Source organism: Parafrankia irregularis (genome assembly GCF_001536285.1).
GTDB lineage: Bacteria > Actinomycetota > Actinomycetes > Frankiales > Frankiaceae > Parafrankia > Parafrankia irregularis.
The window spans coordinates 40259-62585 of record NZ_FAOZ01000003.1 but is presented as its reverse complement, the minus strand read 5'-3'; the positions used below and the strand labels follow the sequence as shown (position 1 = coordinate 62585).

14 protein-coding genes are annotated in these 22327 nt (G+C 74.8%); 2 read left to right on the top strand and 12 right to left on the bottom strand.

The genetic code is table 11. The annotated features are described in order from the left end of the window. Positions 1-67: 67 nt before the first annotated feature. The 5 genes from AWX74_RS05305 to AWX74_RS05285 all read right to left on the bottom strand — a co-directional run bounded on the left by AWX74_RS05305 (position 68) and on the right by AWX74_RS05285 (position 4004). Positions 68-1453, bottom strand: coding sequence for a cation:proton antiporter (locus tag AWX74_RS05305; RefSeq protein ID WP_091272213.1), 1386 nt, complete (start codon positions 1451-1453; stop codon positions 68-70). A 16-nt stretch (positions 1454-1469) separates the two neighbouring features. After that, the gene (locus AWX74_RS05300; protein WP_076824423.1) at positions 1470-1952 is read right to left on the bottom strand and encodes a cation:proton antiporter regulatory subunit; all 483 of its coding nucleotides are present in this window, start codon (positions 1950-1952) and stop codon (positions 1470-1472) included. A gap of 469 nt (positions 1953-2421) precedes the next feature. After that, entirely contained in the window at positions 2422-2820 is a 399-nt protein-coding gene (locus AWX74_RS05295; protein ID WP_091272212.1) for a hypothetical protein, read from the bottom strand. A 125-nt stretch (positions 2821-2945) separates the two neighbouring features. Next, on the bottom strand, positions 2946-3581 hold the full coding sequence (locus AWX74_RS05290) for a DUF4232 domain-containing protein (RefSeq protein WP_242666084.1): 636 nt from the start codon (positions 3579-3581) through the stop codon (positions 2946-2948). Positions 3582-3644: 63 nt separating this feature from the next. After that, entirely contained in the window at positions 3645-4004 is a 360-nt protein-coding gene (locus tag AWX74_RS05285; protein WP_091272870.1) for a hypothetical protein, read from the bottom strand. 170 nt (positions 4005-4174) lie between these two features. Between AWX74_RS05285 and AWX74_RS05280 the strand changes: the two genes are divergently transcribed. Further along, the gene (locus tag AWX74_RS05280) at positions 4175-4900 is read left to right on the top strand and encodes an O-methyltransferase (protein ID WP_226930878.1); all 726 of its coding nucleotides are present in this window, start codon (positions 4175-4177) and stop codon (positions 4898-4900) included. A 25-nt stretch (positions 4901-4925) separates the two neighbouring features. Here the strand turns inward: AWX74_RS05280 and AWX74_RS05275 are convergent, their stop codons facing one another. Beyond that, complete coding sequence (locus AWX74_RS05275; protein ID WP_091272209.1) at positions 4926-6401, bottom strand: DHA2 family efflux MFS transporter permease subunit; 1476 nt, start codon at positions 6399-6401, stop codon at positions 4926-4928. 117 nt (positions 6402-6518) lie between these two features. Between AWX74_RS05275 and AWX74_RS05270 the strand changes: the two genes are divergently transcribed. Then, positions 6519-7436, top strand: a complete 918-nt coding sequence (locus AWX74_RS05270) for a helix-turn-helix transcriptional regulator (protein WP_242666083.1) — start codon at positions 6519-6521, stop codon at positions 7434-7436. Positions 7437-7459: 23 nt separating this feature from the next. On the opposite strand, the gene AWX74_RS05265 is transcribed toward AWX74_RS05270, so the two are convergent. From AWX74_RS05265 to AWX74_RS05240, 6 genes are read right to left on the bottom strand one after another with little or no spacing between them, the layout of a single operon-like run. Next, positions 7460-8809, bottom strand: a complete 1350-nt coding sequence (locus tag AWX74_RS05265) for an acetyl-CoA carboxylase biotin carboxylase subunit (RefSeq protein WP_091272204.1) — start codon at positions 8807-8809, stop codon at positions 7460-7462. Further along, positions 8809-9429 (bottom strand): acetyl-CoA carboxylase biotin carboxyl carrier protein, encoded by a 621-nt coding sequence (locus AWX74_RS05260; protein WP_091272201.1) that lies wholly within the window; start codon positions 9427-9429, stop codon positions 8809-8811. Before AWX74_RS05260 ends, AWX74_RS05265 begins: the two co-directional genes overlap by 1 nt. Next, a complete protein-coding gene (gene accD, locus AWX74_RS05255; protein ID WP_091272198.1) occupies positions 9426-11273 on the bottom strand; it encodes an acetyl-CoA carboxylase, carboxyltransferase subunit beta in 1848 nt (615 codons plus the stop codon). Before accD ends, AWX74_RS05260 begins: the two co-directional genes overlap by 4 nt. Beyond that, entirely contained in the window at positions 11270-12946 is a 1677-nt protein-coding gene (locus AWX74_RS05250; protein WP_091272196.1) for a PfaD family polyunsaturated fatty acid/polyketide biosynthesis protein, read from the bottom strand. Before AWX74_RS05250 ends, accD begins: the two co-directional genes overlap by 4 nt. Beyond that, positions 12940-15354 carry a hotdog family protein gene (locus AWX74_RS05245; protein ID WP_091272193.1) on the bottom strand — a complete coding sequence of 805 codons (2415 nt, stop codon included), beginning with the start codon at positions 15352-15354 and terminating at the stop codon, positions 12940-12942. The genes AWX74_RS05250 and AWX74_RS05245 overlap by 7 nt, the downstream gene beginning before the upstream one ends. After that, on the bottom strand, positions 15351-22310 hold the full coding sequence (locus AWX74_RS05240; RefSeq protein WP_091272191.1) for a type I polyketide synthase: 6960 nt from the start codon (positions 22308-22310) through the stop codon (positions 15351-15353). The genes AWX74_RS05245 and AWX74_RS05240 overlap by 4 nt, the downstream gene beginning before the upstream one ends. Positions 22311-22327 lie beyond the last annotated feature (17 nt).

Below are 22327 nucleotides of genomic sequence, written 5' to 3'. Positions count from 1 at the left end.
CGGCCCGAGCGCCGACCGCGGTCACGCCCTCGACGGACGTGCCGCGGGCCGGCGCCTGGGGCCGGAGTCAGTCGCGCACGGTGTCCCGTTGGGACTGTGGCCGATCAGCCGGATCGTCCCGGCCGGCCGCGGCCGGCTCGGCGGCGCCCTCGACCGACAGCGGGCCGCGCGGTTCTGGAGGAAGCGGGCCAGCCACCGCGACCGGGCTGGTCACGGCGAGCGAGGCAGTCGCCGGGGCTGATCTGATCGTGGGAGCTGAACCGGTCGCCGCGTGGGGGCCGCGCCGGCGGCGCAGTGCGGCCCGGGTGAGCGGCTCGACGACACGGGCTGCCACCGGGCCGATGATCGCCATCAGCAGCACATAGCTGGCCGCGAGCGGCCCGAGCCGGGGCTCGACGTCGGAGGCGACCGCGAGGCCGGCGATGACGATGGAGAACTCGCCGCGCGCGATCAGTGCCGCACCGGCACGGAAGCGTCCCATCGTGGCGATGCCGGAGCGCCGCGCCGCCCACCAGCCCGTGAACGTCTTCGTGGCGATGCCCGCGGCCGCCAGCCCCAGCGCCGGCAGCAGCGCCGACGGGATCTGCGCCGGGTCGGACTGCAGGCCGAAGAACACGAAGAAGACGGCGGCGAACAGGTCGCGCAGCGGGGTCAGCACCTCCCGCGCGCCTTCGGCCACCGGGCCGGACAGCGCGATGCCCACGAGGAAGGCGCCGACCGCGGCCGACACCTGCACCTGCTGGGCCACTCCCGCGACGAGCAGCGCCAGGCCCAGCGCGCGCAGCAGGATGATCTCGTCGTTGCGGTCGGACGTCGGGTTGTAGACCAGCCTGGTCACCCGCGCGCTGTGTCGCAGCGCGAGATACAGGACGCCGACCATGGCGCCGAGCGCGATCGCGAGCGACTGCGCCGCACCGGCGAACGTCGTGCCGGCCAGCAGCGCGGTCAGGACGGGCAGGTAGACCGCCATCGCGAGGTCCTCGAGGACGAGCACCGACAACACGACCGGGGTCTCCCGGTTGCCGAGCCGGCCGAGGTCCCCGAGAACCTTGGCGATGATGCCGGAGGACGAGATGGCGGTGACACCGCCGAGCACGACCGCCGCGCGCCAGTCCCAGCCGAGCAGGAACGCGGCGGCCACCCCGGGAGCGGCGTTGAGGGTGAGGTCCAGGCCGCCGGCCGGAGCGTTGCGGCGCAGGCCCACCAGCAGCTCACCGGCGGTGTATTCCAGGCCGAGGGTGAGCAGCAGGAGCACGACGCCGATCTCGGCGCCGATCGCGATGAACTCCTCGCTCGCGCCGAGCGGGATCAGCCCGCCATGGCCGAAGGCGAGGCCGCACAGCAGATAGAAGGGAATCGGGGAGATCCCGAACCGGGCCGCGCCGTGGCCGACGAGGCCGAGCAGGAACAGGACAGCGCCCAGCTCCATCATTATCGAGGCAAGATCATGCATATGGTCGCGGCGCCCCTCAGCCGGACCGCAGGAGCTCGCCGACAGCGGCGGTGTTCTCCGGTGTCCCGACGACGACAACGACATCCTCGGCCTGGAGCCTGAAGTCCGGCCGCGGCGAGGCGAGTACCTGGCGGTCGCGGACCACGGCCACGATCGACGCGCCGGTACGGGTCCTGGCCCTGGTGTCGCCGAGCAGTCGTCCGTCGTAGGGCGACCCGGCGACGATCGTGATCTGGTCGCCTACGAGGCCGGCGAACGCCCGGCTGATGTCGGCCAGCTTCTCGACGATGTGGGGAGCACCAAGTAGTTCGGACAGCACATCGCTCTCCTCAGGAGTCAGGTTTATCGACTCGGCGCAGGAATCGGGATCCTGGGCGTCATAGACCACCAGGACGCGGCGGCCGCTGTGATGCGACACCACACCGACCCGCCGGCCGGCGCGGGTCGAGAAGTCGTGCCGCAGGCCGATTCCCGGAAGCCCGGTTTCTTCGACATTCATGGGGATCCCCGTCAGTGAGGTACGTGCCGAGTTCAGGATGTGTATGCAGGAGCTGACGCCGGGCGGGCGCCCGTGACCGGCCGGCGGTCACCGATCGCCTTTGTTCGGCGGCGGCGGATCCTCGGCCGGCGGCGACTCGTCAGGAGGGCGGTCGGTGGTGTGCCGGCGCCCCGGTCAGCGGGCTTTCGGCCGGTGGACGGCGGTCGGGATCGGCCGGAAGCGTGCCGCCACGGGGCGCGGGGCCGGGGCGGATGAGGAGGTGATCCGCCCGCGATGTCCTCGTGTCGCCCGTGAAGTCACCCTGCCGTGAACGGCATCCGACCGCGAAGGCCCGGTGCACATGCGTACGACGCCGGGCCGGTACACAGTGCCGGGGCCGAAGCGAGGCGCTGGCGTGTGGCGGATACCCGCCGATCCGGCACCGCGGCCGGTCGAACGCGTTGACAGAAGGGGCGGCGCGGGATCGCGCTCAGACCGGGCATCCATCCCGCGCCGGCGGGGCGCGCGCGCCACCGGGGCCGACGGGGCGCAGCGGCCTGGCCGCGCAGCGGGAGCCCCGCCATCCCAGGAAGACCGCGCCGAGAACGAGCGGCACGAGCGTGGCGGTGAGGCCGACCTCGTGACCACCGGCCCACGACGGCGACGAGCTCGCCAGATGAGCGCCGCGGTCGAGGTGCGGGAACGGCAGGCCACCCTGGAGCGGCGGCACCGTGGCGAGGGCCGACTCGGCGGCCGCCCCCACGCTGCCGCCCGGGGGATGGCCGCCGGCCCACCCGCCTGCTCCGGAGCCGAGACCGAGCAGCGCCAGGACGGCGATGACCACCCATGCCGCCTGAGCGCGCACGCGGTGGCCGGTCGACATGCTCACAGGCTAGGGCATCCGTGACCGATCCGGCGTTACGCCCAGGCGTCGGGCGTCGGGCGTCGGGCGTCGGGCGTCGGGGGCCGTGGGTTGGGGAGCTGGGGGAGGGGCGGGGCGGGCGCGGGTCGAGGTCAGGCACCGGGCTGGAGCGCCGAGATGTAGGTGCCCGGGTGGGTGGCACCGTCCTGGCGCAGCAGTGGCCCCAGCGTCCACGCGATCCGGGTGGACTCCCGCTCGTCGGGTGCGGTGACGACGAGCGCCTCCGGGGTGAAGGCAACACCGGCGGTGCCCGGTGGGTTCGCGGGCAGGTAGGTCAGCGTCGCGTGCGCCGTCCCGCCGGGCGCCAGCGTGACGGTCCGCACCTCGACCTGGGAGGAGCGGGCGAGATCCCAGCTGTCCGCGGTGGACGTCCGCAGCTGGGCACCCGGGAAGCCGCGGACCGAGCACGGCTCGGCGGAGCGGTTCGTGAACAGCACGGAGACGTTCTGCTGCCGGGTGGGGTCGGTCGTAACCGCGGGCAGCGTGATGGTCAGGTCGGACGCCGAGCACCGGGATGCGCTCGCCGCCGCGTTGCGCGTCGGGCCCGAGGCCGTCCCACTGCCGGCAGGCTGGTCGGCGGTGGCCGATGGCGGAGGCGTGGTGGTACCCGCGGCCGGCTCGGGGGCGTCCGCGCAGGCCGGCAAAGCGATGATCAGCGGGAGAGCGATCAGGGCGGCCCGTGCGGTCGCGATCAGGCCGGGGGCGCGCCCCGCGTTGGATGTTCGCACCCGTGTCCTCCGAGGGGGGCAGGCCGCGGCCGGCTGGGCGCCGGGCGGACGGCATGGCGGTGATCAGCCTTCGGCGAGGCGGGCGCCGTGGGCGGTCTCGGCGGCGGTCACCGCGGAGGCAGTGCAGCCGAGCAGCCGCCAGCGGGTGACGGTACCGTCCGGGCCGCGCAGGGACCCGGCCCGCAGCGCCTCCTCGATGCGGCGGCGGACGGAAAGCTCTCCGGGCGGCTCGGTGGCGAACAGGATCCGCAGCCGCACCCCGTCCGGCGTGCGGACGGCGGCGGTGTGGTGCGGCGCGTCCGGGCACGGCGGCGGATGGTCCCAGTGCCCGCACAGAGCGACCGTCACCGCCGCGCCGGGCGCGCGGGTGTCGGCGTCGGAGGGCATCTCGACGAGGGCCTCGTGGGCGAACGCCTGCCGCATGACGACCAGTCTCCCGCGCTCCGGTGCCATCGCGGGCCTGTGGCGACCTGCTACCGAGCGGCGCCTGGTGGCGGGCGTGCGGCGGCTCGGCGCCGCGGGTACGCGGCTTTGCGGGCCGTCCACCCGTGGATAGTATCGCGATGTATCGCGATTGCTCGATGGAGGATCAGATGAGCGATGTTCAGATCGGCGATGTACTGAACGGACCGTTGCGGGATCCCGACGTCCACGCGGTGATCGAGCGTGTCAGGGCGCAGGGCAGGCCGCCCGGTCGGGGCCCCCGTCCCGGTGGCGCCGGTGGGCCGGGCGGTCCCGGTGGGCGGGGCGGGCGGGGGCCGAGGGCGGGGGGCGGCGGGTTCCCGCCGCGTGACCCGTTCGAGTTCACCGATGTCGCGTTCCCGATCGCGCCCGAGCAGGGCGACCTTCTCTACCTGCTGTGCCGTGCGACCGGTGCGACCCGGGTCGCCGAATGCGCGACGTCGCTCGGGATCTCCACGCTGTATCTCGCCGCCGCGATGCGCGACAACGGCGGCGGGCTGGTGATCGGGTCGGAGATCGTCCCGGAGAAGGCGGCGAAGGCGCGGAACAACCTCGCCGACGCGGGCCTGGAGCAGCTGGTCGACATCCGGGTGGGCGACGCGCTGGAGACGTTCGCCGACCTCGGCGGGCCCATCGACCTGCTGCTCGTCGACGGCTGGCCGACGGCGAACCCGCCGAGCCTGTCACGTTCGATCATCGGCCTGGTCGCCCCGCAGCTGCGACCAGGCGCGATCGTCGTCAACGACAACGCGGAGGAGGACTACCTGGAGTACGTCCGTGACCCTGCGAACGGCTTCGTCGGGATGTCCCTCCCGCTCAAGGGGAGCACCGAGATCTCCGTCCGGGTCGGGACGTGACGCGGCGCCGCGGCGCGCGGAGCGCTCACACCGGATCGGCGTCGGCCGCGACGGCGGACGGCCGCCGCGCCGGCCGTCCCGGCAGCGCGAACCCGGCGAGCAGGACGACGACCCCGCCACCGAGCACCCACCAGAAGGAGGCGGTGTAGGCGTCCACGGCCGAGGCTCCGTCGTCGACCCGGGCGGACACGATGAGGGCGACAGCGGCGACCCCCACGGACGCGCCGATCTGTCGGGCTATGACGATGGCGCCGGTGGCGCTCGAGACGGCCGCGGGCTGGACGGTCCGGTACACCGACGACATCGTCGGCGCGCCGACGAAACCGAGGCCGACCCCCGCGACCAGGGACGCGACCGAGAGGACCGGCACCGAGGTGTTCGGCCCGGAGAGGGCGAAGACCAGCGCTGCGGCCCCCACCAGGGCGGCGCCGCCCGGTACCAGCCTGCGTGCCCCCACCCGGTCGGCGAGCCGGCCCGCCAGGGGCATTCCGATCAGGGTCCCGAGGCCGAGCGGCGCGAGCAGGAGCCCCGCGTCCAGGACGTCGCGGCCGCGGGCCTCCTGCCAGTACAGCGGCAGGAGGAACATCAGCGCGAAGAGAGCGCCGCCGACCAGGAACATCACGGCGATGCTGGCCAGGTAACCGCCACCGCGGAAGAGCCTCAGATCGATGACTGCGTGCTCGGGGTCCCGGTACGCGTGTGCGCTGTACCCGGCGAACAGCGCGACGCCGACACCCAGCCCGACGAAGACCTCCCACACGCCGAAACCTTCCTGCGCCGCGCGCGACAGCGCATAGACGACTGCGGCGAATCCAGGGCAGAGCAGGCAGATACCCAGCAGATCGATGCGGCGTCCCGCACCGTGTGTGGGGCGGTCGCGCGGAACGGCCCACATCGCCAGAGCGATCGAGACGACGCCGATCGGCAGGTTCACCAGGAAGATCCACCTCCAGTCGAGGTGGTCCAGGATGAGGCCGCCGAGAATCGGCCCGAGAACGGGCCCGATCGTGCTGGAGACGGCGATCAGGCCGATGACGTGGCCCGCCCGGTGCGGGCCCGCGGCCCGCGCGAGCACCGTGAGACGAGTCGGTTCGAGCATTCCGCCACCGATACCCTGCAGCACTCGGAAGGCGATCAGGGTTCCCGCCGACCATGCCACGGAGGCGAGCAGTGACGCACCGGTGAAGACGGCGAGGCCGAGCAGCCACACGACCCGCCCGCCGTAGCGGTCCACCGCCCATCCGGTGACGGGTATCGCGACCGCCACCGCGAGCAGGTATCCCGTGCTGACCCACTCGATCGTTCCCAGCGGAGCTTCGAAGGCATCGCCGAGCGTCCCGATCGCGACATTGACTATCGTGGCGTCGAGCAGGGCGAGCACCCCGCCGACGAGCATGACGGCGATCAGCCGTACGAGGGGCCCGTCCAGTCTGTCATCGGGGGCACCCGCCGCGGTGGGCGCCGTCGCGTCGTTGACGGTCAGCACCTTGTGTTCAGTCATAGGCGCACCGTGCCAGGGTGGATGGCATCCAGTGAGCGCCCCACTCCTCCTGGCTTTCGCAACCCTGGTCCTGACAGGGCCTGCCAGCGGAGTGGATACCTGACCTACGGTAGCCAGGTGAGCGGAACGGCCGATGAAAAGAACACGCTCGGACAGTTCCTCCGAGCGCGGCGCGAACAGGTCGGACCAGCCAGTCTCGGCCTGCCTGACCACGGCCGCCGCCGGGTTCGAGGCCTGCGCCGCGAGGAACTCGCCCTGCTGGCCGGAATGAGCGTCGACTACTACGTTCGCCTGGAGCAGGGCCGAGATCAGAATCCGTCGGAGCACGTTCTGGACGCCCTCGCGACGGTGCTGCGCCTGGACGACGCGGAGACGGCCCATCGGCACCAACTCGGGCGGCCCCGGCCGCACCGCCGCCGTGCTCTGCCGCGGGTCGAGCGGGTGTCGCCCGCGTTGCTGAGCCTGTTGTCCCTGTGGCCGAACACGCCGGCCCTCGTTCTCGGGCGGCGCACCGACGTCCTCGCGGCCAACATCCTCGCCGCGGCCCTGAGCCCGGGGTTCGGCCGCGGGCAGAACCTCGTCCGCTCCGTCTTCCTCGACCCCGGCTCCCGGGAGACCTTTCCCGACTGGGAGCGGATCGCCGCCGACTGTGTGGCGAGCCTTCGCGGGGCCGCCGTCGATGACCTCAACGATCCGCTGCTGACGGAACTCGTCGGCGAGCTGTCGCTGAAGAGCGAGACCTTCCGTCAGCTCTGGGCACGCCATCATGTGCGAGAGCGGGCCAGCGGCACCAAGCGTTTCGCGCATCCGCTGGTGGGCGAGCTGACCCTGCGGTACGAGTCGTTCGGGGTCAACTCCGCCCCGGGCCAGGTGCTCGTGGTCCACCACACGGCGCACGGCAGCGCCGACGAACAGGCGCTGGCGCTTCTGTCCAGCCTGGTCGCCGGCAGCACGCCGGCCGATCGCCCGGGCCGCCGGCATCTCGGGCGGGACCCGTCGGTCCCGCCCGCGGCGGGAGGCCGGGCGTCAGCCTGACCCGAGTCCCGAGGTCTGCTCGGTCACTGGGAGGTCAGGGTCTCGATCATCACGGTGTCGTGCTCGGCGGCGACGAAGCGGGGATGGTCGAGCAGGCCGCGCAGGAACTCCGTGGTCGTGACCACGCCGGGGCCGTCCGCGTGCAGCTCCTCGAGGGCGCGGCGCATCCGGGCGAGGGCCCGGGGGCGGTCCGGGGCCCAGACGACGACCTTCGCCAGCAGCGAGTCGTAGTAGGCCGGGATGCGGTACCCGGGGCGGGCGTGGGTGTCGACCCGGACGAACGGGCCGGCGGGCGCTGCGAACTCCTCGAGCGTCCCGGGGGCGGGGGCGAAGTCGCGCCGCGGGTTCTCGGCGTTGATGCGGCATTCGATCGACACACCGCGGGCGTCGACGTCCGCCTGGGTGAAGCCGAGCGGCTCGCCGGCGGCCACCCGGATCTGCTCCGCGACCAGGTCGAGGCCGGTCACCATCTCGGTGACGGGATGCTCCACCTGCAGGCGGCAGTTGACCTCCATGAAGTAGAAGCGGCCCTGCGGGTCGACGAGGAACTCGAAGGTCCCGGCGCCGACGTACCCGCTGGCCAGCGTGCCGCGTACGGCCGCCGCGCAGAGCGGCTCGACGACCTCGGCCGGCAGGCCGGGCGCCGGGGTCTCCTCGACCAGCTTCTGGTGGCGCCGCTGCAGGGAGCAGTCCCGGGCGCCCAGGTGGACGGCGTTGCCGTGCGTGTCGGCCAGGACCTGGACCTCGACGTGGCGCGCGGACGGCAGGTACCGCTCGACATACAGGCGGCCGTCACCGAACACCGCCTGGGCGGTCGCCCGGGTGTGCCGGTAGGCGCGGGCGAAGGCGTCCGCGTCGTGCACGACGGTCATTCCGCGCCCGCCGCCGCCGGCCGCGGCCTTGATGATGACCGGGTAGCCGATCTCCGCCGCGACCGCGGCGGCGGCCTCCGGCTGGTCGGGGGTGTCACGGCTACCGGGCAGCAGCGGCAGGCCGGCCTCGGCCATGATCCGCCGGGCGACGGCCTTGTCGCCCAGGCGGGCCATGACCTCCGGCGGCGGGCCGATGAAGGTCAGCCCCTCGGCCGCGCAGACCTCGGCGAAGTCGGCGTTCTCCGACAGGAAGCCATAGCCGGGATGCACGGCGTCGGCGCCGCGGATGCGCGCCGCCTCGATGACCGCGGGAATGTTGAGGTAGCTCTCCCGCGACGGTCCGGGGCCGATCTGGACGGATTCGTCGGCGAACGCGACGACGGCGCTGTCGCGGTCGGCCGACGAGTGCGCGGCGACGGTGGCGATGCCCAGCTCGCGGCAGGTGCGGGCGACGCGCAGCGCGATCTCGCCGCGGTTGGCGATGAGAACCTTCTTGATCATCACCGGCTGCCGGCGGGCGCGTCGACGTCCAGGGTGAGCAGGGGCTGGCCGTACTCCACCGGGGTGGCGTCGGCGACGAGGACCTCACGGACCACACCGCCGCGATCCGCCTCGACCGGGATCATCAGCTTCATCGCCTCGATGATCCCGACCTGCTGACCCGCGACGACGGTGTCACCGGCCCGCACGAACGGGTCCGCACCCGGCTCGGGGGAGTGGTAGAAGACGCCGACGGTGTGCGCCGGAACGACGTAGGCGAGCGCGTCGTCGGCGCTCTCGCGCGGGCGCGGGGCCGCCGCGGCCTGGGCCGGCTCGGTGTGACCCGCCCCGGCGGGGGCCCCGAGCGCGCCCGGGCCCGAGCCGGACGCCGGCACAGCCGGCGCGGTGGCGACCGAGCCCTCCCGGCCGCTCGGACCGGCCGGCGTCGTCCAGTCGATCTCCAGGGTGATGTCCCCGGCGCTGACCCGCACCCGGCTCACCGGGCGCCCGCCGCCGGCTCCCGCCTCCAGGGCCTCGCGGCGCAGGACCGCGATCACCTCGCCGAGGCTGTTCTCCCCGGCCCGCTGGCCGGTCCCGGTGACCGGGGTGGTGTGACTGCCGTTCGCGGTGGTCAAGGTCATGGTTGCCTCACGTCGTCGAGATCGGCGGTGGAGCGCTGTCCCATCGGCGGGCGCGCCGCGGGGAGGGTGGGTACGGCAGGCGTGGCGGCGCTCGGGGCCGTGGCGGTGGCCGAGGCCGGCACCGGGGCGCCGAAGCGGCGGAAGCGGGCCCGGCGGCCGGAGACCAGGGTCGGCGGGTCCAGCGGAACGAGGTCCGCGAGAGTGCCGGCCAGGGCGGCGCGCAGGGCGTCCGCCGCGGCGAGCGGGTCGACGTCCGCGCCGCCGTCGGGCTCGGGGATGACGCCGTCGACGATGCCGGCCTCCAGGAGGGCGCGGGAGTCGACCCGCAGCGCGGCCGCGGCGTCCGGTCCGGCGGCCGGGTCCTTCCACAGGATGGCGGCACAGCCCTCGGGGCTGATCACCGAGTAGATCGCGTTCGCGCACATCAGCACCCGGTCCGCGACGGCCAGCGCGAGCGCGCCGCCGCTGCCGCCCTCACCGGTCACCACCGCGACGACGGGCACCGGCAGGCCGGCCATCAGCCGCAGGTTCTCGGCGATGGCGACGGCCTGGGCGTTCTCCTCGGCCTCGATGCCGGGATGCGCGCCGGCGGTGTCGATCAGTGTGATGACCGGCAGGCCCAGCTTCGCCGCCAGCCGCATCACCCGAGCGGCCTTGCGGTAGCCGGCGGGCGAGGGCATGCCGTAGGCCCGTGCCGCGAGCTCGGCGGCGGTGTGGCCCTTCTGCGTCCCGATGACGACGACGGACATCCCGTCGAAGCGGCCCAGGCCGGCGATCATGGCCGGGCAGTCGGCGGCGGCGCGGTCGCCGTGCAGCTCGGTCCAGTCCTCGACCAGCGCACCGACGTAGTCCAGCGCGCTGGGCCGGCCGAGCCGGCGGGCGAGGCGCACCGCCTCCCACGGGTGGCGCTCGGCGAGCCGGGCGGGGTCACGGACGACGCCCGCCGAGCCATGCCCGCCGGCCTCCCCGCCCGGGCTCGCCGCGGACGCGGACGCGGCCATCGCCGTCGCCTGGCGGCGGGTGGCGACGGACAGCAGCCGCCCGAGCGTCGGGCGCAGCGCCGCCCGCGGGCTGATCAGGTCCACGACGCCGTGCTCGAGCAGGAACTCGGCGGTCTGGAACCCGGGCGGGAGGGTCTGGCGGATGGTCTGCTCGATCACCCGGGCGCCGGCGAAGCCGAGGCGGGCGCCGGGCTCGGCGATGATGACGTCGGTCAGCGTCGCGAAGGACGCGGCGACACCGCCGAACGTCGGGTCGGTGACCAGGGAGACGGTGAGGATGCCGGCCTCGTCGAGCTGACCGATGGCCTGGGCCGTCTTGGCCATCTGCATCAGGGAGAGCGCGCCCTCCTGCATCCGGGCGCCGCCCGAGGCGGTCACCAGCAGCAGCGGGGTGCGTTCCCGCAGGGCGATCTCGCAGGCCCCGGTGATCGCCTCGCCGACGGCGGCGCCGAGGCTGCCGCCGAGGAAGCGGAAGTCCATCACCGCGGCGACGACGGGGCAGCCCTCGATCGTGCCGCGGGCGACCAGCACCCCCTCGGACATCCCGGTCGCGGCCCGGGCGCCGCGCAGCCGGTCGGTGTAGGGGCGGGTGTCGATGAAGTGCAGCGGGTCCGCCGCGGTGACCGGAGTGTCGAGAAGCTCGACGGAGTCCGCGTCCAGCAGCAGGTCGATCCGCTGCGCGGCGGTCAGGCGCGCGTGCCAGCCGCATTCGGGGCAGACGCTCCCGCCGCGGGCGAACCGCCGGCTGTAGATCATCCGCCGGCAGCCGTCGCAGACGAGCCACGCGGAGGTGCCGTCGTCCCCCTCGGGACGGTGCTGGTGCTGCAGTACCGGTGCGGTCATCGCCGTCGTTCCTGTTCTCGTCGGTGGGGGAGCGGCCGGTAGGTGGTGGCCGCGGCGGGCAGCCGGACGCCGGCCTGGGCGAGCGCCGCGACCCGGCTGGTGAACGCGGCCCCGCGCATCAGCTCGGTGGCGATCGCGGCGGCGTGCCGGTTCTCCAGCGGTTCCAGGACGCTGCCGCGTACCCAGGTGTTGAAGGCACCCATCGCCGGGCCGCACCAGACCTGGTAGTCGGCGACCCGGTCGGCCGCGCCGCCGATGCTCCAGCCCGAGGACAGGCCGAGATACCAGCGGAACACCAGTGCCATCCGCCGCTTCGGGCTCTCCCGCGCCCGCTCGATCTGCTCGGGGTCGCGGGTGGAGAAGTAGGTGACCGTGTCGGCCCAGACGTCGTCGAGCGGCCGGCGGAAGATCCGCTTCTCCAGCGCGGCCCGCTCGTCGGCGGGGATGTCGTCCAGCCCGTCGTACCGGTGGTACAGGTCGTACAGCCGGCGCGCCTTCGACGCGAACATGGTGCCGCGGCTGAGAACCTGCACCTCGGCGCCGATCTCGAACATGTCGGCGGACGGAGCCTGCGCGCAGTCGGTCACCGAGGCCTGGGTGAGCAGCGCCTTGGTCGCCGGCGACTGCGCAGCCTCGACGGAGGACTGGTTGACCGAGCCGGTCACGACATAGTCCGCGCCGAGGGCGAACGCGGCGGCGACGGCTCGGGGGGTGCCGAGGCCACCGGCCGCACCCACCCGGACGGACCACCCGCCACCTGCGCCGCCCGGGCCACCCGGCGCGTCCCGAAGGGCGTCGCGCAGGGCAAGCAGCTCGGGCAGCAGGACAGCCAGCGGGCGGCGGTCGGTGTGGCCGCCGGAGTCGGCCTCCGCGGTGATGTCGTCGGCGAGCGGCACCGCCGCGGCGAGCGCCGCCTGCTCGGCGCTGACCAGCCCCTGCTCGACCAGCGGACGGACCAGCGCCTCCGGAGCCGGCCGCAGGAACAGCTCGGCCACCTCGGTGCGGGACACCTTCGCCACGACCCGGTTCGCCGCGACGACCCGCCCGTCCGGGCCGCGGTGCAGGCCGGCGAGCCGGTAGCGCACCACCTGCGGGGTCAGGTCCAGGAACGCCGACGCCTCGATGCAGCGCACCTGATGGCGCAGGCACGCGTCGATGACGTCCCGTTCCATCGCGGCCTCGGTCGGGCTGTGGATCAGGTTGCAGGCGAAGGGACGTCCGCCGGTCCGCCGCCGCAGGTCGGCGAGCGCCTCCTCGACCCGGGCGGCGACGACCCCGGCCGCGCCGAACGAGGCGAGATAGCCCGCCTGGGCCAGGTTGACCACCAGATCGGTGGATGCGATGCCGTTCGCCATCGACCCGGCCATGTAGGCCTGGTCGACTCCGTGGTCGCGGCGGAAGGCGGGGGAGCCGAGGCGTCGCGGTGGCAACGGGCCCGCGGCGGCCAGCACCTGCCCGGCCGTCGCCGCGGCCTGCTCGTCGCCGGTGAGGGCGATCCCGGCCGCGTCGCGCACGACGTAGACGGGCCGTTCCAGGTCGGCGAGCACCCGGTGGACGTCCGCCGGGGTCCGGGCGAGGGGTGTGGCCCGTCCGGGCGGTGCGAGTCGTGCGGTCGGAGCCGCGGCGGGGGGTGTGGTGACCAGTGGTGTGGTGATCAGGGGCGGGCTCACCATGAGGGCGCTCCCTCGTCGCGCAGCTCGATCGCGATGTCGGTCAGCTGGTAGATCCGCATCGTCGGCTTCCACAGGCTCGCGTCGGCGGTGACGCGGACCCGGCCTGGCCGGCGGCTGACATCGGAGATGTGAACCTCCAGGGTGAACGTCCCGTCGGACGGGAGCAGCTGGCCCCGGTACTTCCAGTGCATGGTCAGGCCGACCGGCAGGACGAACCCGGGCTGGGCCATCCCGTCCGCGTGGCCCGCGTCGACGGACCACTCCTGCATGGCCTGGATGACCGCCTCGACGCCGAGCGATCCGGGGATCACCGGGTCGAGGTGGAAGTGCCGGGCGAAGAACCAGTCCGCGGGGTCGATCGGGCGGACCGCGCGCAGGTAGCCGCGCCCGTGCCGGCCCCCGCCGTCGACGACCTGCACGTCGTCGAGCAGCGCGAGCTGGCCGCGGGCGCACAGCGGCGCCGCCGGGTCCGCGCGGCGGGCGGCGACGTCGATCGTGCGGACCGCCGGGGGCTCACCGCCCCGCTCGACGACCTCGTCGAGCCAGGTCGGGACGAGCCGCCCGCCGTCCAGGCCGGTCTGGCGGGCCAGCGCCGGCGCGTTGAAGTAGCCGAACATCGACTCGCCCGTGTAGAACGGCTCGCCGTCGACGGCCATCGAGTAGGAGAAGTCCTGCAGGGCCGTGCCGGGCATCGGGTTCGTCGACATCAGCGTCGAGTGCTGGCGGATGGTCGCGTCGCGCAGCTCCACCTCGCGCAGCACCGTCGCGCTCCCGCCGAGATTACGCAGGCTGTAGTCCTCCTCCGGCTCGGCCAGGGTCGCACCCAGGTAGTAGCCGAGCAGCAGCGCCGACTGCAGCGACGTCTCCATGTAGACGCAGTTGGGCATCGAGGCGTTCGCGGTGTCGGCGTAGTACCAGCAGTCCGCCGCCGCGTCGTACTCGGTGATGTGGGTGGCGCCGCCGCGCAGGTCGCCGCGGCGGGAGTCCGACTCCATGATCCGGTCGACGAGCCGCAGCCCGCCGCCGGGCAGCCGGGTGGCCCGCCGCCCCCGGTAGGCGCCGAACTCCGGTCCCAGCCCGATGCCCTGGTCCCCGCGGGCGCAGTGCGCCATGTGGAACTCGTTGAGCAGCGCCCGCTCCCCGGCGGCGTTGCGCCGGCCGAGGAAGGCCGTGACGGCGCCGCCCTGCTCGGGCCCGATCGGCGTGCCCGGGCGCTCCCGGACGGTCACGGCCACGTCGCGGATCTCGGCGACGACCCGTCCGCCGGCCCGGACCAGCACCCGGGCGGCCAGCCAGGGCCGTGGCAGCAGGTCGATCGTGTCGACGTCGAGCACGACCTCCCCGCCGGTGCCGTCCCACCGCGACGCGTCGTCGGCGCCGGTGCCGACGAGCGTCACGGTGGGCGCGGGATGTGCCGGACCGGTGCGCGGGCGGCCGTCCGGGTCCTCCGCGGGCGCCGCGGGGACGAAGCGTGCGTCCGCCAGGCACAGGTGCAGGCCGACGTACAGCGCGAAGACCCGCAGCGCCTGCCCGGCCGCGGTCAGCAACTCGGCGGTGAGCGCGTCGGTGCCGCTCGCGGCGTCCAGCGGCAGCAGGCCGGCGCGCAGGGAACCGGCCGCGCTGGCACCGCCATGCGTGCGCAGCCCCGCCACCCAGGCCAGCAGCGGCCGGCCGCCCGGATCCACGAGCGTGAGGTCGGGGCTGGCGCCCTCCTGGTCGTAGGCCGGCCCGAAGACGCCCGCGATCTCGCCGCGGCCGAGCGCGGCCAGGTCCGCGGCGGTGAGCTCACGGCGCTCCGTGCGCGCCAGTGCCTTGAAGGACGCCTCCGTGACCGGGTCGTCCTCCGTGCCCGGACCGGTGGGTGCCGGCACGACCTGCGCCGGCCCGGTCTCAGGAACGGCCGCCGCTGTGACCGCCGCTGTGAGGGCCGGTGTGGCCGCCGTGATCGCTGGTGTCGCCGCCGCGGCGATCGCCGGTGGGACGGTGGGCGTGGGGCGGGTGGTGACGGTGCCGGTGGGCGCCGGGCCGGCGAGGGTGAGCCGGCTCAGCGCGAGCTGCGCCGCCAGCGCGGAGTCGTGCGCCGCCGCCACGACGGCGCCGGCATCGCGGATGAGCCCGGCGATCCGGGTCGTGGCGAGGTGACCCGCGCCGCTGAGCGCGGACCCGGCGGGCAGCGGCCGCTCCATCGCCGCCGCCACCGTGGCTGCCACGGGGGTCACCAGAGCGAGCGCCTCCGTGGTCGCCACGGTGGTCGCCGTGGTCGCCGTGGGCGTGGCCGGGACGGTCAGCCGGAGCGCGTCGAAGGCCTCGCCCTCGAAACCGAGCTCTTCGTCGAACGCGGCGGCCGGCAGCGCCGGGGGGCCGAAGCCCGGCACGGACATGCGGGGCGCCTCCTCGGCGATCGTCATGAGGTCACCTCGTGCGCCCAGCGCGCGGCACCCTCGGCGAACTTCGCCGCCATGTCCGGGGTGGCGACCATCGCCACGTCGTGCAGGCGGACGAGGATCCGTCCGTCCCGGCCGACGGCGGTCACCCGGTTGAGCAGGCCGGTGTCGCGGACCTGGGTCTCGTCGACCACCACGGCGAACGGCTCGTCCGCCGGCAGCGGGGCCCGGTAGTCGACACGCCCGACGGCCAGCGGCAGGCAGGCCTGGCCGGTGATCCAGCGCCCGAGTACCGACGGGCCGTGCAGCAGCAGGTCGGCCCGCGCCGGATCGTGCAGCGTGGCGGCGAACGCGCCGTGCGCGACCGGAGCCGCGGGCAGGCGGCACTCGATGACGAGGCTGCGGTCACCGCGCTCCAGGACCCGGGTGATCCCCCGCAGCAGCGGCCCGTGGAACAGGGTGCCGCCGGTGTAGATCTCCAGGCCGTCCTGCGCGCCCGGCCCCGACCACAGCGCCTCCAGCCGCGACCAGTCCTCCACCTGCGTCGGCGCCGGTGGCCGCGCGGCGAGGACCAGCGTCGCCGCGTACCGGGAGACGCCGATCGGCAGCGCGCCCGGGCTGCGCACGCTCGCCTTCACGACGAGCCGGTCACCCGCGCCGGCCGCGCCGCCGGCGCTCGGGTCGGGCTCGGCAGCCGCGGCGTGCACCCGCAGGGTCAGCTCGCCCGTCCCGTCGAACACCACACCCTTGTGGACGTCGAAGTCGCGGACCTCCACGACCGCGAGCCCCGGGTGGGCGCGCTCGACGACGCCCGCGAGCCAGCCGATCGCGAAGGTCGCCGGCAGGACGGGGAACCCGCCGACCTGGTGGTGCAGGATCACCGGGTGCTCGGCGATCTCGCCGAGGTCGCGGCGGGCCACCAGGGCCGGTGCGGGCCGCACCCCGCCCGCGCCGGTCAGCGCCTCGGCCGACCCGACCAGCAGGCGGACGTCGGCGGTGCCCGGCGGCTCGAACAGGTCGGCGAACACCTCGGCGCCCTGCGCCCGGTCGATCAGCGCGACGCCGCGGGAGCGGAACAGCTCGCGCAGGTCGGCGTCGACCATGCCGCCGTCCCAGGCGCCCCAGTCGATCGCGGTGATGTGCCGGCCGGGTGCCGCCTGCTTCCAACCGGCGGCGAGTCGGCCGAGGGCCTCGTTCGCCGCCGCGTAGTCGGCCTGCCCCGGGTTGCCCATCAGGCCCGCCACCGAGGTGAACAGCACCAGATGCCCCAGCGGCGAGGCCGCGCCGGAACGGGATTCCTCGGGTGAGCCGAGGGCGCCGAGCGCGTCGAGGACGTTGCGCAGCCCGGTCAGCTTCGGGGTCAGGACCCGGCGGACCGCGTCGGGGGTCTTGGCCTCCAACGTGCTGTCGGCGAGTGCCCCGGCACCGTGAACGAGGGCGCTGGCCACGTCCCGGTAGGGAGCCAGCGCGGCCCGTACCGCCGCCCGGTCGGCGATGTCGACGCTCAGGTAGACCGCGGTGGCGCCGGTCGCGGCCAGCGCCGCGAGGGTGTCGCGGATCTCGCGGCGGGCCAGCACGTCGCGGCGCGCCGCCTCGGCCTGCCGGGGCGTCGGGCGTGGGCCGTCGGTGCCGGCCCGCGCCGCCAGGTCGGCGGCGGCGGCGCCGAGCAGGGCGGCGTCGGCGACGCCGTGGGCCCAGGCGGGATCGGCGTCGGCCTCGGTCCGGCCGAGGAGCACGAAGTGCGCCGGGACACGGGCCGCGAGCGCCCGCACGCAGTCGGCGGTCACCCCGCGCCCGCCCCCGGTGACGATCACCGTGTCCTGCGGGCTCAGCTTGGTGACCTCGCCGTCGTCGACGGGCCCGGTCTCCGGGTCGCGGTCGGCGGTCGCCGTGGCCGGGCTGGCGCCGAAGGGGCCGGGCCGGACGGTCCAGCGGGTGCCGTCCGGGTCGACGCCGACCTCGAGGAGGTCGACAGCCGCGTCCCACAGCTCGGTCAGCGCGATCCGGGCCAGATCCGCGGGCGCCACGGCGGGATCGACGTCCAGGGCCCGGCAGAACAGCGAGGTCTCCTCTCGGGCCAGCGTCTTCACCACTCCGCAGACCCCGCCGACGAGGCGTTGCACGGCGGGCTCCGGGCCGCGAAGGCCCAGACCGCCGTCGAGGCGGGTGATGGTGAGGAAGGCGGCCCGGTCGCCACGCGCGGCCGCGCGGCGCAGCGGTCCGGCGGCGTGCTTGGCCACCAGGACGGCGTCGGCGAGCCGGCGGATGCCGTCCGTCCAGCCGGAACCCTCATCCGGGCCGGCCGGCGTGCCGACCAGCAGGAGGCACAGGTCGGCGGTCTCCCCCGCGCCGAACGCGTCCGCGAGCGCGCTCTCGACCGCGGCGGCGTCCCATTCGTCGAGCGGGTCAGCCGGCTCGTCGGCGGTGTCGGTGTCGGTGTCGGGCTCGGTGCCGCCGGCTGCCGCGGCCGGCAGCCGCACCGTGCGGACCGCGAAGCCTCGGCCGACCAGCTCCTCGTCCAGCGCGGCCAGCGTCGCGGCGTCCGTGCCGGTGGCCGAGGCGTCGACGACGACGGCGACCGGGTCCGACCCGAACGGTGCGGCGTCCAGGACGTCCACCGGGGCGGTTGCCACGAGCTCGACCCGGCGGCGGGGCAGCGGTGCCAGGTCGTCGAGGGATTCGGCCGTGGCCGGTGTCTCGGGGTCGGACGTTGCGGCGGTCGGTCCGGTCGGTCCGGTGAGGCTGGTGAGGACGTGGTCGGTGATGTGGTCGAGGGTGCGCATTTCGGCGAGGCGTTCGGGGCCGACTGCGGGGAGGGTGGGGAAGTGTTCTTGTAGGGCGCCGAGGATCTGGACGCGTTTGATGGAGTCGACGCCGAGGTCGGCTTCGAGGTCCATGCCGGTGTCGATCATTTCGGCGGGGTAGCCGGTGCGGTCGGCGACGACGCCCAGTAGTGCGGTGCGGACGGTGTCCGGGGAGACCGTGGCCGCGGTCGTGCCGTTCGGCGAGGCCGGTACGGGCTGCGGGGTGCTGCTCGCCGTGTTGGTGAGGCTGGTGAGGACGTGGTCGGTGATGTGGTCGAGGGTGCGCATTTCGGCGAGGCGTTCGGGGCCGACTGCGGGGAGGGTGGGGAAGTGTTCTTGTAGGGCGCCGAGGATCTGGACGCGTTTGATGGAGTCGACGCCGAGGTCGGCTTCGAGGTCCATGCCGGTGTCGATCATTTCGGCGGGGTAGCCGGTGCGGTCGGCGACGACGCCGAGCAGTGCGGTGCGCACCTCGTCCGCCGTGGGGCCCGTGGTGTCCGGCGCGCTGGCAGCAGGGCTCGCCGGAGTCTCGGTCCCGACGGGCTCGCCTGCGCCGAGGGCCGGCGTCCCGGGCCGGTACCCGTTGCCGTTGGCACTGCCGTTGCCAGCGGTGCTGCCGTTGCCGCTGGCAGCGCCGTCACCGGAGTCCTGGGTGGGGATCCAGGGCACCACCGGGGTGCCCGAACCGGCCGGCCCGGCCTGCGTGAGTCCGGCTGGTGCCGTGTGAACCGGGGCCACCGGCAGAGCCGGGGCCGGGGCGGGCGCGGGGAGGAAGGCGTCCTCCCGAGCCGGGAGCCGCAGACCGGCGAGGGCGGCGAGCACCTCGTTGGCGCGGGTGTGGGTGCGGCCGGCGGCGAGGCTCTGCTCGGCGACCTGCTCGATGGCCGCCGGGATCCAGGCGGGCTGGTCTGTGCTCGCGCCCGATCGCAGCAGGGCGACCAGCTCCCCGGTGATCTGCAGCTGTCCGTCCAGGTACCGGGTGTGCAGGTCCAGGTGCCGGTTCACCGCCTCGGTCACCAGCGCCGGGTCCAGGTCCGTGCCTGCGGCGGCCACCGGGCTCGGCGTCGCGGCGGCACCGGCCATGGCCAGACCGTTCGGGGCGGGTGGGCCGTCGACCGCCGGCGCGAGGCTGGCGGCCGCCAGGTCACCGTTGGCGCTGGTGGTGGCCAGGCCGCCGTGGACGGAGCCGCCGTTCGCGGTGGGGGCGCCGCCCGCGGTGGGGGTGAGCGTGGCCGGCGTGACGGCGGTGACCGCGGCGGCGTCCGCGACCGGTGCGGCGGCGGGGGCCGCCAGCGCGCTGACCCGGAAGCCGTCGGTGAGGCCGGCGTTGTAGAGCGCGCGGCGGGAGTCGGGGATGTACTCGGCGCCGGTGAGCGTGATGGTCATCGCGGCACGGCGCGCGGCGGCCTGCCCGCCCTCGGCGTGCGAGGCCGGGTCGTACCGGTTGATGTCGGTGATCGCCACGCCGAGCACCGCGAGCTGCACGGCGGCCTGCTTGAGCATGACGTCGCCGTCGCGCAGCGGGCCGCCGTCCGTGGAGACGACCGCGATCGGCTCGTCGCCGAGGATGCGGCGGGTCAGCTGGGCGAGCACCTGCTTCGGGCCGAACTCGACGAAGACGTTGCAGCCGGCGGCGCGCATCGCGCGGACACCGGCGACGAAGTCGACGGGTGCCAGCAGCTGGCCGCCGAGAACCGCGCGGTTCGCCGCCGGCTCGGTGCCGTAGCTCGCGCCGGCCGTGTTGGCGTACACCGGCGCGGTCGGAGCCCCGATCTCGACGGAGGCCAGGTCCGCGGCGAACCGGTCCACCGCGTGCCCGACGTAGCGGGTGTGGAACGCGGCGGAGACGGGCAGCAGCCGGCCGGTCAGGCCGCGCCGGGCCAGCTCGGCCAGAACCTCGCCGACGGCCTGCGTGCCGCCGCCGACGACGACCTGGTCGGGGGCGTTGTGGTTGCAGACGACCACGTCGGGGAAGTCGGCGAGGATCTGCTCGATCTCCTCGCGGCCGGCCTGGACGGCGGCCATCGTCCCGGGATCGGAGCTCGCCGCCTCGGCGGGGGAGGCCTGCGCGTCGGGCGGGGCCATCGCGGCTCCGCGGGCGCGGGCGAGGCGGAAGAAGTCGGCGTCGGTCAGCGCGCCGGCGGCCCACAGGGCGGTGAGCTCACCGAAGCTGTGGCCGAGGTAGCCCGCGCAGTCCAGGCCCAGCTCGGCCAGGTAGCGGAACTGGCCCACCGACAGCGCGCCGATGGCGGGCTGGGCGTACCGGGTGGCCCGCAGCCGGGACTCCTGCTCCTGGCGCAGCTCGGGGTCGAACACCGGCGGCGGGTACATCACCGCGGCCAGCGCGGTGGCGTCGCCGTCGAACACGGCGTTCGCGTCGTCGAGGGCCTGGCCGACGGTCGGCACGCCGAGCACGGCGTCGAGGCCCATCTCCAGGTACTGGCTGCCCTGGCCGGCGAAGAGCGCGCCGACGCGGAGGTCCGCCAGTGCGCGGCGGCGGTAGTAGACGCCCGCGGGGTGCGTCCACTGCTCGGCGTCGGGGGACGCGGCGAGCTGGGCGAGGGCGATCCGGCGAGGCTCGGCGCCGTCCGGGTCGCCGGCCGGGGTCACGAACCCGACCCGGGCATGGTCGGCGGGGATGGGGCCGTCGGTGGGGGCGGCGCCGGCCTCGAGCGCGGCGCGCAGCGCGGCCGGGTCCGGGGCGTGCCACACCCAGGCACGGGCAGTGCGGTGCACCATCCCGTTCGCCGGGCGCAGCGCGCTGTGCTCCTCCAGGACGACGTGGAAGTTCGTCCCGCCGAAGCCCATCGCGGAGGCGGCGGCGCGGCGCACCGGCCGGCGCGGGTCGCGGATCCACGGCCGGGTGCGGGTGTTCACGTACAGCGGGGTCGCATCCTCGGCGAGCGGGCCGTTGGGGCGCTCGACGTTGATCGTCGGGGGCAGCGTCTTCTGGTAGAGGCTGAGCGCCAGCTTCATCAGGCTGGCGGTGCCCGCGGCGCCCTTGGTGTGGCCGATCTGCGACTTGACGCTGCCGATCGCGGCGAAGTGGGCCTGCCCGTCGGCGGCGGCGCGCAGGACGCCGTCCAGCGCGGTCAGCTCGGTGCGGTCGCCGACGGCGGTGCCGGTGGCGTGTGCCTCGAACAGCTCGACGGACGCCGGCGAGCAGTCGGCGTCGGCGTAGGCGCGCCGCAGCGCGCGCTCCTGGCCCTCGGCTCGCGGGGCGTAGATGCTCTTCGAACGGCCGTCGCTGGACGAGCCGAGCCCGCGGATGACCGCGTAGATCCGGTTGCCGTCGCGCTCGGCGTCCGCCAGCCGGCGCAGGGCGATCATGCCGACGCCCTCGCCGATCAGCGTGCCGTCGGCGCCCTCGTCGAACGGGCGGATGCGGTCGGACTTCGACAGCGCCTGGGTCTTGCTGAAGCACATGTATCCGAAGATCGAGTTCTCGGTGTCGGCACCACCGGCGATCATCATGTCGGAGCGGCCGTCGACCAGCTCGGCGATCGCCATCCGCACCGCGGAAAGCGATGCCGCGCAGGCGGCGTCGACGGTGCAGTTCATGCCGCCGAGGCCGAGGCGGTTCGCGATACGCCCGGCGGTGACGTTGGCGAGCAGGCCGGGGAAGGAGTTCTCCTCCCAGGGCGCGAAGGCCTCGGCGTAGCGGGTGGCGATGGCCTGGGCGTCGTCCTCGGTCAGCCCGCAGGCACGCACGACCTCGCGCAGCACCGGGGTGGTGAGCCGGGCGCCGAGCGGGTGCATGAGCGGCACCGGCCCGGTGACACCGAGAACCACGCCGGTGGTCTCGGAGTCGTACCAGGTGGAGTCGGTGGCGCCGGCGTCGCGCAGCAGGTCACGGGCGACGACGAGGCTGAGGGTCTGCAGGGTGCTGGTGACCTCGAGCTGGTTCGGCGGGAGGCCGAACTCCAGCGGGTCGAAGTCGACGTCCGGGACGAAGCCGCCACGCCGGGAGTAGGTGTGGTCGGGCCGGGTCGGATCGGCGTCGTAGTAGTCGTCGATGTTCCAGCGGCTGGCCGGGATGTCCTCGATGCAGTCCCGTGCGTCGACGATGTTCTGCCAGAACTCACGGACGTCACGGGCATGCGGGAAGAGACCCGCCATGCCGACGATGGCGATGGGTGTGTCGGCGAGTCGCCGGGGCGGTCCGCTCTCGCGCACGATGAACCTTTCATCAG